This window comes from Amycolatopsis sp. NPDC104819, from assembly GCF_055583145.1.
Window position 1 is genome coordinate 349,257 of record NZ_JBVJON010000001.1, and the last position, 11,689, is coordinate 360,945.

General features: G+C 69.6%; 13 protein-coding genes and 1 tRNA gene. 10 read left to right on the plus strand and 4 right to left on the minus strand.

The window, feature by feature from the left end; all coding sequences use genetic code 11:
• Positions 1 to 4 precede the first annotated feature (4 nt).
• Positions 5 to 655 carry a class I SAM-dependent methyltransferase gene (locus ACZ63E_RS01675; protein WP_465333480.1) on the plus strand — a complete coding sequence of 217 codons (651 nt, stop codon included), beginning with the start codon at positions 5 to 7 and terminating at the stop codon, positions 653 to 655.
• 184 nt (positions 656 to 839) lie between these two features.
• Positions 840 to 1,016, plus strand: a complete 177-nt coding sequence (locus tag ACZ63E_RS01680; protein ID WP_465306816.1) for a hypothetical protein — start codon at positions 840 to 842, stop codon at positions 1,014 to 1,016.
• On the opposite strand, the gene ACZ63E_RS01685 is transcribed toward ACZ63E_RS01680, so the two are convergent.
• Positions 957 to 1,586, minus strand: coding sequence for a VanZ family protein (locus ACZ63E_RS01685; protein ID WP_465333481.1), 630 nt, complete (start codon positions 1,584 to 1,586; stop codon positions 957 to 959). The two genes, ACZ63E_RS01680 and ACZ63E_RS01685, sit on opposite strands and share 60 nt — an antisense overlap.
• Positions 1,587 to 1,980: 394 nt before the next feature.
• On the opposite strand from ACZ63E_RS01685, the gene ACZ63E_RS01690 reads away from it, so the two are divergent.
• The 4 genes from ACZ63E_RS01690 to ACZ63E_RS01705 all read left to right on the plus strand — a co-directional run bounded on the left by ACZ63E_RS01690 (position 1,981) and on the right by ACZ63E_RS01705 (position 6,163).
• Positions 1,981 to 3,060, plus strand: a complete 1,080-nt coding sequence (locus ACZ63E_RS01690) for a Gfo/Idh/MocA family protein (RefSeq protein ID WP_465333483.1) — start codon at positions 1,981 to 1,983, stop codon at positions 3,058 to 3,060.
• A gap of 51 nt (positions 3,061 to 3,111) precedes the next feature.
• Complete coding sequence (locus tag ACZ63E_RS01695; RefSeq protein ID WP_465333484.1) at positions 3,112 to 3,891, plus strand: alpha/beta fold hydrolase; 780 nt, start codon at positions 3,112 to 3,114, stop codon at positions 3,889 to 3,891.
• A 213-nt stretch (positions 3,892 to 4,104) separates the two neighbouring features.
• A complete protein-coding gene (locus ACZ63E_RS01700) occupies positions 4,105 to 5,799 on the plus strand; it encodes a bifunctional metallophosphatase/5'-nucleotidase (RefSeq protein ID WP_465333486.1) in 1,695 nt (564 codons plus the stop codon).
• 37 nt (positions 5,800 to 5,836) lie between these two features.
• On the plus strand, positions 5,837 to 6,163 hold the full coding sequence (locus ACZ63E_RS01705) for an MmcQ/YjbR family DNA-binding protein (RefSeq protein WP_465333487.1): 327 nt from the start codon (positions 5,837 to 5,839) through the stop codon (positions 6,161 to 6,163).
• Here the strand turns inward: ACZ63E_RS01705 and ACZ63E_RS01710 are convergent.
• Together ACZ63E_RS01710 and ACZ63E_RS01715 are read right to left on the minus strand one after the other, a co-directional pair.
• Entirely contained in the window at positions 6,156 to 6,686 is a 531-nt protein-coding gene (locus tag ACZ63E_RS01710) for a GNAT family N-acetyltransferase (RefSeq protein WP_465333488.1), read from the minus strand. The genes ACZ63E_RS01705 and ACZ63E_RS01710 overlap by 8 nt on opposite strands.
• 8 nt (positions 6,687 to 6,694) lie before the next feature.
• Positions 6,695 to 7,072: a nitroreductase family deazaflavin-dependent oxidoreductase gene (locus ACZ63E_RS01715; protein ID WP_465333490.1), complete on the minus strand. Its 378-nt coding sequence runs from the start codon at positions 7,070 to 7,072 to the stop codon at positions 6,695 to 6,697.
• Between the two features lie 87 nt (positions 7,073 to 7,159).
• On the opposite strand from ACZ63E_RS01715, the gene ACZ63E_RS01720 reads away from it, so the two are divergent.
• The 3 genes from ACZ63E_RS01720 to ACZ63E_RS01730 all read left to right on the plus strand — a co-directional run bounded on the left by ACZ63E_RS01720 (position 7,160) and on the right by ACZ63E_RS01730 (position 10,057).
• The gene (locus tag ACZ63E_RS01720; protein WP_465333492.1) at positions 7,160 to 7,810 is read left to right on the plus strand and encodes a hypothetical protein; all 651 of its coding nucleotides are present in this window, start codon (positions 7,160 to 7,162) and stop codon (positions 7,808 to 7,810) included.
• A gap of 712 nt (positions 7,811 to 8,522) precedes the next feature.
• Entirely contained in the window at positions 8,523 to 8,873 is a 351-nt protein-coding gene (locus ACZ63E_RS01725; protein WP_465333494.1) for a YciI family protein, read from the plus strand.
• The gene (locus tag ACZ63E_RS01730) at positions 8,870 to 10,057 is read left to right on the plus strand and encodes an RNA polymerase sigma factor (protein ID WP_465333496.1); all 1,188 of its coding nucleotides are present in this window, start codon (positions 8,870 to 8,872) and stop codon (positions 10,055 to 10,057) included. The genes ACZ63E_RS01725 and ACZ63E_RS01730 overlap by 4 nt, the downstream gene beginning before the upstream one ends.
• Positions 10,058 to 10,309: 252 nt before the next feature.
• Here the strand turns inward: ACZ63E_RS01730 and ACZ63E_RS01735 are convergent.
• Positions 10,310 to 10,380: transfer RNA gene (locus tag ACZ63E_RS01735), tRNA-Gly, on the minus strand.
• 110 nt (positions 10,381 to 10,490) lie between these two features.
• Here ACZ63E_RS01735 and ACZ63E_RS01740 point away from each other — a divergent pair.
• Positions 10,491 to 11,684 carry an oxygenase MpaB family protein gene (locus ACZ63E_RS01740; protein WP_465333498.1) on the plus strand — a complete coding sequence of 398 codons (1,194 nt, stop codon included), beginning with the start codon at positions 10,491 to 10,493 and terminating at the stop codon, positions 11,682 to 11,684.
• Positions 11,685 to 11,689 lie beyond the last annotated feature (5 nt).

The window sequence follows — 11,689 nt, forward strand, 5'->3', positions numbered from 1 at the left end:
GGGGATGGTCACCGCGGACGGTTGTCACGTTGAGGTTTATCTGCTGCTGCCGCCGGCTGGGGAGGCGGAGATCGTGCACGCGGCGGTTCCGGCCGGGGCGTCGGTTCTCGAGCTTGGTTGTGGTGTTGGGCGGGTTACGCACGCGCTGTTGGAGCTGGGGCACGAGGTTGTTGCTGTGGACGACTCGGCGGAGATGCTTTCCCACGTGCGGGCCGAGACGGTCTGCGCTCGCATCGGCGATCTGGAGCTCGGCCGCAGGTTTGACGCGGTGCTGCTTGCCAGCCACCTGGTGAACACCGAGCGGGACGCCGACCGCGAGGCGATGCTCGCCGCCGCGCGCCGCCACCTCGCACCGGACGGGCGGCTGATCGTCGAGTGGCACCCGCCGGAGTGGTTCGACACCGCGGCGTCCGGCCAGGGCGGCCGGCTCGGCGAGGTGTCGCTCGAGCTCGCGGACGTGGCCCGGAAGGGGGATCTGCTGTCGGCGACGGTCCGGTATTCGGCTCGGGGGCAGCGGTGGGAGCAGGAGTTCACCTGCCGCCGGTTGGTGCTCGAGGAGGTCCTGACCTCGGCTGGGTTGGTTTTTGATGGCTGGCTTGTGGCCGATCGGAGCTGGTTCGCCGCGCGTGATGTCGCGTCGGTTGTGGCTGGGTAGCGGTCTTCGGCCCGCCGCAGCCGGGGACCGGGAGTTGAACTGCCGCCGCTTGGCGCTTGGTGAGGCCCTGACCTCAGCGAACCTGATCTTCACCTCCCATCCCCGTCGCTGGGGGTAGCGGATTCACCACAAACCTGCGTACCCTGTGTGATCTCCCGCACAGCGCCGTACCGAGGAGGATTTTGTGCAGCTCCCGATCGTCCTCGGGCTGGTCGCGCTGATCCTGGCCGTCGCGGCTTTTGTTGTTGTTCTCGAGGATCGGCGGGCCGCCAAGCGGGCGGCTCTGCAGCGGAAAGCGCGGCTAGCGCGTCTGGGCGAGGTGGATCCGCTCGCGCCGGGCCGGCTGCACCTCGACCGGTGAACGCCGGACCAGAGCCAGCAGCAGCGCGCCGAACACCCAGCCGACTCCGGCGCCGAACGTGTTGTTCATGAGGTCGTCGACGTCGAAGATGCGGTAGACGTACGGTGCCGTCCCGAAGTTGGCCGTGACCTGTGTGATCTCGATGAGCAGTGACGCCGTGAAGCCGATCAGCGCCGTGCCGACGAGGCCGCGCCGCCACAGGATCCGGGCGAACACGCCGAGCGGGACGAACAACAGGACGTTCAGGCACGCCTGCTGGAACGTCTGCGTCATGAACCACTGCGACCCGTGCTTGAGCATTTCCGTGTGGATGTCGGTGATCCACTGGAACGGGTGCAGCTGCACGACCTGGCTCAGCCGGCGCGTGCCCGGCCCGGGCAGCGGCAGGAAGACGACCGCGAGGGTCATGCACCCGTAGAGCAGCACCGCCGCGGTGGTGGCGATGCTCCGCAGCCGGAGACCGCCGTGGCGGGCGAGCTGCGTCAGCAGCTGCGGCACCAGCACCACGGTCCACAGCGCGAGGAAGCCGATGAAGCCGTACTGCAGGGCGGTGACCTGTGCGTTCGTCATGCCCTCGACGTTATGGATCTTGACCGGGGCACGGCTTCGGTCGAAGGGCCGGACGGCCGGGTCGCCCCTCGGCCACTTGGCCGACCCGCGGCCGGGCCGATCGGTCAGTCGTCCTCGGTGTCCTCGGAGCGGTCCGCGCGCGTCGCGCTGACCAGCGTGCCGACGATGAGCAGCACCACTACGGCCAGCACGACGAGGACAACCTCGATGCCCATCTCTTCCCCCACATGTCGTAGTGCCCGGCACATCGTGACCGCGTGAAGCGTTGTTACGGCGGTGATCGATGTCATGCCGGGACGAAGCAGTCGTAACCGGATGCGGCTTGCGCTCACGCGGGAATGCCCACGACGCTCGGCACGTCGAAGTCTTGTGCGGGGCAACGAAAGGAAAGCTCATGGCACCGGTCCGGGTCGGCATCGTCGGGCTCAGCGCGAACGGCGGCTGGGCCGCGACCGCGCACGTGCCCGCGCTGGCCGCGGTGGAGGGCTACGAACTCCGCGCGCTGAGCGCGAGCAGCGCCGAGTCGGCGCGCGTGGCCGGGGAGAAGTACGGCGTGCCACTGACCTTCGGCGACGCCGGGGAGCTGGCCCGGCACCCGGAGGTCGACCTGGTGGTCGTCGCGGTGCGGGTGTCCGAGCACCGGGCGCTGATCGAGCCCGCGCTGGCCGCGGGCAAGCAGGTGCTCAGCGAGTGGCCGCTCGGCGTGAGTCTTGCGGAGAGCCAGGCGCTGGCCGAAGCCGCGAAGAGCGGGCAGACGGCGGTCGGGCTGCAGGGGCGGTCCGCGCCGGCGCTGCGCTACCTGCGTGACCTCATCAAGGACGGCTACGTCGGCCGCGTGCTTTCGACGTCGCTGATCGCCTCCGGCGGGAACTGGGGGCCGTCGGTCCGGGCCGGGCGGGACTACCAGCTGCACCCCGAAGGCGGGGCGACGATGCTGACCATCCCGTTTGCCCACACCGCCGACGCGCTCCACATGGTGCTCGGCGGCTTCACCGAGCTGTCCGCGACCATGGCGACCGTCCGGACGCGGGTGCGCGACGAGGTCACCGGCGAGCCGGTGCCGATGACCGCGCCGGACCAGATCGGCGTCACCGGCGTGCTGGCCGGCGGCGCGGTCGCGTCGCTGCACCTGCGCGGCGGGACGTCCCCCGCGACCGACTTCCTCTGGGAGATCAACGGCACCGAGGGCACGCTGGTCGTCAACGCCGCGGATCCACTGTTCTGGATCGCGAAGCTGACCTTGCGCGGCAGCCGCACCGGCACGCTGGAGCGGCTCTCCGTGCCGACGCGCTACGAGCTGCCGCAGCTGGCCGGGCGCAGCGCCGAGCCGTCGTACAACGTCGCGCACGCCTACGCGCGCCACCTCAAGGGCGACCTGCCGGACTTCGCGCACGCTGTGCGCGTGCACCGGGTGCTGGACGTCGTCCAGCGGTCGGCCGACACCGGGACGCGGGTTCACCCGGACGCAGAGTAACTGTTACCGGCGGTAGTAGATTTTCGCCTGCACCCGACTTACTCTCGGGTAATGGACGACGTTGTCTACGACCGCGCGGGCCGGGGCGAGCCGCTGGTGCTGATCCACGGCATCGGCCACCGCCGGCAGGCCTGGGCGCCGGTGGTTCCGCTGCTCACGCCGCATCGTGACGTCATCACCGTCGACCTGCCCGGCTTCGGGGAGTCACCCGAGCCGGCCGGCGGGTACGGCGTCGAGCCCGCGCTGGTGATGTTCAAGGAGCTCTTCACCGAGCTGGGCCTGGACCGTCCGCACGTCGCGGGGAACTCGCTCGGCGGCCTCCTGTCACTGGCACTCGGCCAGGCCGGGCTCGTCCGCAGCGTCACGGCGTTGTCGCCGGCCGGGCTGTGGAACCGGACGCAGAAGATGTACGCGATCGCCACGCTCAAGGCTCACCGTGCGCTCGCCCAGCGCACACCGCCGCACGTCGTGCGCCGCATCGCCGCGACGGCGGCGGGGCGCAAGGCGCTCGTCGGGATGATCGTCGGGAAGCCGGGCCTGCTGACGGCGGATGCCGTCGTCGAGGACGCCTGCGCGCTCGCGACCGCGCCGGGTTTCGAGCCGACCGCCGCGCAGTCGCGTGGAGACTTCCGGTTCACCGGCCCGGTCACCGGCGTCCCGGTCACGATCGCCTGGGCCGAGCACGACCGGATCCTGGCCCGGCCTCGTGTCGCCGACCTGCGGAAGGTCGCTCCTCATGGGACGTTCCGGCTCCTGCCCGGTTGCGGGCACGTGCCGATGAACGACGACCCGGCGCTCGTCGCGCAGGTGCTGCTTCAGGGAAGCCGTTAGGTGACATTCGCGTTACCAATCCGACCGAAAGCAGGCGGCACGGACTGAAACGAATCCGCTCAACGGACTCGTTCCGCCGTGGCTGCCGGTCGGATTGGTAACGATCGCACAGCACGTCCGTCTTTTGACCCTGGTAGCTGACTGCTTCGCGAGGCAGAATCCTCCGCCGTGCGCCCGTTTGGGGACCTTGGGCGCGAATCGGAGGAAACACGCATGAGGCTTTCAACCCGGCTCGTGGTGCTCGCCGCGGCCGCGCTGGCGACGACCGCGGTCACCACCGCGCCCGCGTCCGCGGGTCAGCGCCCGGACCCCACCACGGACGTCCGGATCATCGGGTTCAACGACCTGCACGGGAACCTGGCGCCCCCGACCGGCTCCAGCGGCCGCGTCACGCAGTCCGACGGGACCACTGTGGACGCCGGCGGTGCCGCTTACCTGGCCACGCACGTGAAGCAGCTGCGGGCGCAGGTGCGCAACTCGTTCGTCGTGTCCAGCGGCGACAACATCGGCGCGTCGCCGCTGACCTCGGCGCTGTTCCACGACGAGCCGACCATCGACTTCCTGAACATGCTGGGCGTCAGCTCGTCCGTCGTCGGGAACCACGAGTTCGACGAGGGCTACAAGGAACTGCAGCGCATGCAGTTCGGCGGCTGCCACCCGACGGACGGTTGCCAGTTCGACAAGAAGTTCAAGGGTGCGGACTTCCCATTCCTCGGGTCCAATGTGTACTTCACCAACGGGCTGCCCGCGCTGTTGCCGTTCACCGTCAAGTTCGAGGGTGGCGTGCCGATCGGGGTCATCGGCGCGACGCTGAAGGACCTGCCGTCGGTCGTCACGCCGGAGGCGATCAAGGGCCTGAAGTTCGGCGACGAGGTCGAGGCGATCAACCGCACCGCGAACCTGCTCGACTTCCTCGGCGTCAAGGCCCAGATCGTGACCATGCACCAGGGTGACAGCACCGAGCTCGAGGGTCCGAACGACTGCCGGGTCCTGCCGGGCCCGGCCACGGCGATCGCGAAGGCGGTGACCCCGAAGGTCGACGCGATCTTCACCGGCCACAGCCACCAGCAGTACAACTGCGTGATCAACGACCCGGCCGGCCAGCCGCGCCCGGTCATCCAGGGCGCGTCGTTCGGCCGCCTGCTGTCCGTCGTGGATCTGAAGATCAACCTGAAGACGCGCGACGTCATCCGGTCGGCGACGCAGGCCCACAACGAGATCGTCACGCGCACGGTCACCCCGGACCCGGCCGTGGCGGCGCTGGTCGCCGACGCGACGGCGAAGTCGGGCCCGATCGCGAACAAGCAGATCGGCACGATCACCCAGGACCTGAAGGCGGCGGGCAACGCGGCCGGCGAGTCGACGCTGGGCGACGTCATCGCGGACGCGCAGCTCGCGGGCACGCAGTCGAACAACGCGGTCATCGCGATGACCAACCCGGGCGGCATTCGCGCCGACCTGACCTACGCGTCGTCCCCGGCGGGCGAAGGCGACGGTGTGGTGACCTACGGCGAAGCGTTCACCGTCCAGCCGTTCTCGAACATCATGCAGACGATCACGCTGACCGGCGCGAACCTCAAGAACGTGCTGGAGCAGCAGTGGGCGCCGGGCGTGAACCCGAAGTTCCTGCAGATCTCGAGCTCGCTGCACTACAGCTACTCGGCGTCCGCGGCGCAGGGCTCGCGGGTCTCGAACATCACGGTGAACGGCACGCCGGTCGACCCGGCGGCGACGTTCCGCGTGTCGGTGAACAACTTCCTCGCCGCCGGCGGGGACGGCTTCACCGAGTTCACCAAGGGCACCAACCTGGCCGGCGGACCGGTGGACCTGGACGCGCTGACCGCGTACCTGGGCGCCCACCCGAACCTGGCCCCGCCCGCGGCCGACCGGATCACGCAGCTGCCGTGATCCGGTTTTTCCAAGACGCCGTGGCGACAATGGAGCCATGACGACTTGGGAAGACGTCGTGCGCCTGGCCTCGGAACTGCCCGAGGTCGAGGCGTCGACCTGGTACCGCACGCCCGCCCTGAAGGTGGCGGGCAAGGGGTTCGCGCGGCTGCGCACCGAGGCCGAGGGCGGCCTGGTAGTGATGTGCGGGCAAGACGAGAAGGCCGCGTTGCTGGATTCCGGCGACGCGGCCTTCTTCACGACCCCGCACTACGACGGGTACGGCTCGATCATCGTCGACCTCGATCGGGTGGACGTCGATCAGCTGCGCGAGCTGCTCGAAGAGGCGTGGCGGCTGAAGGCGCCTCGCCGGCTTCTCACATGAGCTCGCCCTTGAGCATGCTCATCAGGATCATGTCGTGGCGTGTGCCGTCGTCGGCGACGAACGCTTCGCGGTGACGGCCGTCTTCGGAGAACCCGACCTTGCGGTAGACGTGCCGGGCGCGCTCGTTTTCGGCGACGACCCAGAGCGTGATCATGTGCAGCCGCATGGTGTTGAAGCCGTAGCGGCACATCAGGCGCAGTGCCTCGGTGCCGTACCCGCCGCCGCCCCGGTGGTCGCCGTCGCCGATGTAGATGTCCAGCTCGGCGTTGCCGACCTCGGGCTCGGCGTCGCGGAGGTCGACGATGCCGATGAGCTTGCCGTCGGCGACCGTTTCGATGCCCAGGACGACCAGCTCGTAGGAGTTGACCGGGCGTTCCTCGGCGCGCTTGCGGTACTGCGCGAGCGACCGCGGGTAGCCGTTGTTCATCCAGCGGCCGACCTCGGGGTCGTTCCCCCACACGTGGATCTTGTCGGCGTCGTCCGGCTCCAGCGCGCGCAGCCGGACGAGCTCCCCCTCGAGCACTTCTCCCCCTAGTCCCGCTTCAGCAGCAGGAAGTCGTCGACGTTGAGCAGGCCGAGGAACTGCCGGACCGGGGTCGGCATTGCCTGCCGCGACTCATCATGCACGAGCCGCGGTGAGTGCACGGGGTAATTTTTCCGCTGGGTGACGATGGTGCAACTCTCCGCGGCCAGCACGTTCTTCACCCAGTCGGTGTCAGGTCCGTAGGTGAGCGCGACGACAAAGCCGTCGTCCGTGCGGAAGACGTTCAGCGGCGTGCGGTACTCCTTGCCGGACTTGCGTCCTTTGTGGACCAGCAGGCCGAAGCCCGGCGCCCAGTTCACGACGTATTTGTTGATCCGGTTGGTCACCACGCGGTTGAAGCGGGCGAGTCCCTTGGGCAGCACCATGGACCCACGATATCAACAAGCGATGAATTAATCGATCGGGTGACCCCGGCTCCCGGCGCGCACCGCGCCGATGGTGGGATATGGCGCATGTCGACCGAATGGCCGCTGCGCCAGGACCCGGAAGCGCCGGTGATCATCGCCCTGGCCCTGGTCAACGATCCGGCCGCGCTGGGCTTCGTCGTGCTCGACGACGAGGACGACTGGTTCATCAGCGACGGCACCGAGCTGTCCGACGACGTGCTCGTCAACCGCGAAAGCTTCGGCAAGATGTCGGTGCGCGAGGCGTTCGAGCTGCTCCCGCAGCTGGCGGCGCTGGCCGGGCTCCCGACGGGCATGGCCGCCGACTGGGACCCCGAGCGCCGCACGTGGCTGCTCTCGTCGGTGACGGGTTCCGACGACGAGGACGAGGACATCCGGCTGCTCTCGCAGCGCCGCGCGGCCTGGAAGTTCGAGGGCTCTCCGGACGACGAAGCCCAGATCAGCACCGGCCTGACGGAGATCCCGACCGGCTCGGACGCCCCGGCCCGCGCGGTCCGCCAGGTGGTCCGCGAGCAGGACGGCACGTGGCTGTTCGTCGGCTTCGAGGTCCCGGAGGCGGAGGACTTCGAGGTCGAGGGCCTGGAGCTGGAGCACGTCGCGAACCTGTACCCGGACGTCCGCACCGTGCTGAAGGCGGCGCCGGGCCAGGTGTACGACCGCGAGACGCCGGACTCCGAGTGGGAGCTCGTCGAGGGTTAGAGCTCGATCGGCAGGTGGAAGAGCCCGCGCGTGATCGGGCTCGGCCACCAGGTGAGGTCGGTTTCGAAGGCGACGCCAGCCTGCAGTTCCGGGCCAAGGCCGCGCCGCCGATGAGGATGAGGAACGCCGTCGACGTCACCTGGACTTCGACGACCTCGGTGACCAGCCGTTCGAGCACCTTAGGGGCTTCGCGGACCTTGGAGCCGTCGGTGTCGTCCGCCGAGTCGATGACGACCGACCATTTGTCCTCGCGGTAGCGCTCGCGCACGCCGAGTAGGCGAGGTCCCCGCGCCCCGCGTTCCTCGATGATGCCGACCAGCTCATCGGTCATCTGCCAGCCCTCCATCCGGCGCGGGCCGAACGCGCCGGCGCAGGCGCGGCGCAACCGGAGGTGGTCCGGCGGATCGGTGTTGATCATGTTCGAAGCGAGCGACGGCCGGTGGTCGAGCGGCAGGCCCATACCCGAGCGCTGCCACTCCGCGTTGCCGGCGAACGGGCTCTTGACCAGGGCGGGGTGGTTGAGCGCCAGCACGGCGTCCTCGTACCGGGTGACCAGCCAGGCCCACGTGCCGGTCGGGAAGTCGAGCCGGTGCGGCGTCCCACCCTGCCCGGCAAACTTTCCCCGCGACAAGTGTCCTGGCGCGACACCGCCCGTTCGTCCTTACAGTGAGAGCCGGCGATCGGCGCCGGTCAGGACCCGTGAGGAGCAGCAATGCCCAAGTACGCCGCAATCATCTACGCCTCCGACATCGACCCGACCACGCCCGAGGCCACGGACATGATGAAGGACTACGACGAGTTCGGCGCGGCCGCGCAGGCCGTGATCCGCGGCGGCGCGGCCCTGTACCCGACGGCGACCGCGACGACGGTCCGCGTCACCGGCGGCAAGGGCGGCGACGTCGTCACCAGCGACGGCCCGTACGCGGAGACGAAGGAAGCCCTGACCGGCTTCTACCTGCTGGAATGCGCCGACCTCGACGAAGCCGTCAAGGTCGCGTCGCAGATCCCGGGCGCCTGGGACGGCGCGATCGAGGTCCGGCCGGTCGTCGACTTCGGCAAGTGACCGGCGCCGGGGACGCGGTCGCGCGGCTGGTCCGGGACGAGGGCACCCGGGTACTGGCCACGCTGGTCCGCGTCACCGGCAGCGTCGACCTGGCCGAAGACGCGGTCCAGGACGCCGTCGTGCGCGCCTTGGAGACGTGGCCGCGCGACGGCGTCCCCGGCAACCCGCGCGGCTGGCTGCTGGTCGCGGCCCGCCGCCGCGCGGTCGACGTCGTCCGCCGCGAGGCGAAGCGCCTCGGGAAGGAGGCGGACGCGATGCCGGCGGTCGACCCGCGCCCGGACCCGGTCTCGGTCCGCGACGACTTGTTGCGGCTCGTCTTCACGTGCTGTCACCCGGCGTTGTCGCTGGACGCCCAGGTGGCGCTGGCGCTCCGGACGTTGGGCGGCCTGTCGACGGCGGAGGTGGCCCGGGCCCTGCTGGTCCCAGAAGCGACGATGGCGAAGCGCCTGACGCGCGCGAAGCAGAAGATCGCGCAGGCCCGGATCCCGTACCGCGTGCCCTCGGCGGAGGAACTACCCGCGCGGCTGGCCGGCGTCGCGTCGACGGTGTACCTGATCTTCAACGAGGGTTACACGGGCCGCGTTTCCCTGCTGGCGGAGGCGGTCCGCCTGGCCCGGCTGCTGGCGTCGCTGATGCCGGACGAGCCGACGGCGCTGGGGTTGCTGGCGCTGGTGCTGCTGCAGGACGCCCGCCGCGCGGCCCGGTTCTCGTCGGGGACGCCGGTGCTGCTGGCCGACCAGGACCGTTCGGCGTGGGACTTCGAGCTGATCAAGGAAGGTGTGGCGCTGGTGGGCGTCGGCCTGCGCCGGACGCCGTCGGTCCCGAACCCGTACGTGGTCCAGGCGGCGATCGCGGCGTGCCATGACTTGGCCCCGTCGTACCCGGAGACAAACTGGGACGCGGTGATCTCCTGGTACGACGTGTTGTTGTCGATCCAGGACACCCCGGTGGTCCGCCTGAACCGCGCGGCGGCGGTGGCGGAGAGGGATGGGCCTGCGGTGGGGTTGGCTTTGGTGGATGCCTTGCCGGGGCTGGAGGATTATCCGTGGTGGCACGCGTCGCGGGCGGAGTTGTTGCACCGCTTGGGTTCCGCTGAGGCCGTCGACGCGTTGAGGCGTGCGGTGGAAACCGGGTTGCCGGAGGCCCATGCGGACCACCTGCGTCGCCGATTGAGTCCACTTTAGACGTCCACAAGGGACTCGGCGAGGATCCGGCGGGTGCCGTCCAGTAGCCGGGTCACGCTGTACCGGCCGCTCGTTCCGGCCTCGGGTGGCGCGCGGTTGAGCCACCGCTCCTCGAGAGGTCAGAGCCGCACCTGGTAGCTGTCCTGCAGGCGCAGGTGAAGCTGACCGATGATCTCAAACCGGGTAACAGTCGAGCGCAAAGAAAAACCCAGGTCCACAGTAGACACCATGTGACCTGGGCTTTTCGCTGAGAGCGGATGACGGGAATCGAACCCGCGTATTCAGCTTGGGAAGCTGATGTTCTACCATTGAACTACATCCGCAGTGCGTCGCCAGCATACACGGCGGCGTGATCCCCTTGTCCAGGACCCTCCCTCCTTGACGTCGGCGCGTCAAGTGACAACACTTGTTGTCGACCTCGGAGGTGAGTGCCATGGACGAGCCCGAGCTGTTCCGGCAAGGCGGGTTCCGGCTGGCCCAGCGGCTGTTCATCGACGGGGACATCAGGGGTGACGAGCGGCAGGTCGCCCGGCTCCGGGAGTTCGCCCAGGTCGAGGACCGGCTCGCCGACGACGTTGTCGCCTGGATGGCGCAGCAGCCCAAAGGGCAGGGGCGGACACTCTTCGAAGACGCGCTGAAGGGTGGCGCTCCCGCTGAAGGGCCGCTCAAGGCCTTCTTCGACGAGGTCGACGCCAAGCCCTACTGGGTCGACGACGAGCGGATCGAGCGGGGCGCCAAAGCGATCACCCGGGCCGGGTTGCTCGGGCTCTTTCCGCTCGGGGACATGTCGCTCATGGGCGGCTACCTCGCCTCGCGCGCGACAAAATCCCTGGTCGGGACCGGTGAGATCGAGTACAAGGCCACGCGCCGCCTCGTCGAGACCGCTGCCTGGTGGATCGACGTCACCACCCCCGGCGCCCTCAAGCACGGCGCGCAGGGGTACGCCTCCGCGCTGCGGATCCGGCTCGTGCACGCCCACGTGCGCGCCGCGATGAACCGGCGGGACGACTGGGACTACGCCTCCTGGGACAAGCCCGTCAACCAGGTGCAGACCGCCGGCACGCTCCTGCTCTTCTCGCTCGTCTACGTCTTCGGCACGCAGCTGCTCGGCCTCCGCTACTCCGCGCGCGAACGCGGTGACATCCTGCACCTCTGGCGCTACATCGGCTGGCTCATGGGCGTCGACGACGAGCTGCTGCCCACCTCCGAAGAGGACGCCTGGCGGCTGCTCTGGCTGCTCGCCGCCACCGAGTTCATTCCTGACGACGACTCGAAGCGGCTCGCCAAGGCGCTGATCGAGGCCAACGCCGCCGTCGGCGAAGGGCGCGGCGCCGTCGGGAAGGTGCTTTCCCACGTTTCCGTCGCCGTGCACTCGTCGATCAGCCGGCTGGTGCTCGGGAAGACCAACGCGGACTTCCTCGGGCTGCCGAACGATCCCGTCGCGCAGGCCGCGATCGTCGCCGTCGCCGGGGTGAACTTCGCCGCCGAGACCGTGCGGCGGTTCATTCCCGGGGCGACCGCGCTGCAGGAACGGATCGGTGAGGCCGGACGCCGCGGGTACGTGAAGCGGCTCGAGAAGCTCTTCGCGCCCGACACCACCTACGCGCAGCACATGCGGGCCGCCTGAACCCA

What these genes read in the sequence shown, in the direction of transcription:
- ACZ63E_RS01675 (WP_465333480.1), top strand. Translation starts at nt 5, where the DNA reads ATGGTCACCGCGGACGGTTGTCACGTTGAGGTTTATCTGCTGCTGCCG.
- ACZ63E_RS01685 (WP_465333481.1), bottom strand. Translation starts at nt 1,586, where the DNA reads ATGACGAACGCACAGGTCACCGCCCTGCAGTACGGCTTCATCGGCTTC.
- ACZ63E_RS01690 (WP_465333483.1), top strand. Translation starts at nt 1,981, where the DNA reads ATGGCACCGGTCCGGGTCGGCATCGTCGGGCTCAGCGCGAACGGCGGC.
- ACZ63E_RS01695 (WP_465333484.1), top strand. Translation starts at nt 3,112, where the DNA reads ATGGACGACGTTGTCTACGACCGCGCGGGCCGGGGCGAGCCGCTGGTG.
- ACZ63E_RS01700 (WP_465333486.1), top strand. Translation starts at nt 4,105, where the DNA reads ATGAGGCTTTCAACCCGGCTCGTGGTGCTCGCCGCGGCCGCGCTGGCG.
- ACZ63E_RS01705 (WP_465333487.1), top strand. Translation starts at nt 5,837, where the DNA reads ATGACGACTTGGGAAGACGTCGTGCGCCTGGCCTCGGAACTGCCCGAG.
- ACZ63E_RS01715 (WP_465333490.1), bottom strand. Translation starts at nt 7,072, where the DNA reads ATGGTGCTGCCCAAGGGACTCGCCCGCTTCAACCGCGTGGTGACCAAC.
- ACZ63E_RS01720 (WP_465333492.1), top strand. Translation starts at nt 7,160, where the DNA reads ATGTCGACCGAATGGCCGCTGCGCCAGGACCCGGAAGCGCCGGTGATC.
- ACZ63E_RS01725 (WP_465333494.1), top strand. Translation starts at nt 8,523, where the DNA reads ATGCCCAAGTACGCCGCAATCATCTACGCCTCCGACATCGACCCGACC.
- ACZ63E_RS01740 (WP_465333498.1), top strand. Translation starts at nt 10,491, where the DNA reads ATGGACGAGCCCGAGCTGTTCCGGCAAGGCGGGTTCCGGCTGGCCCAG.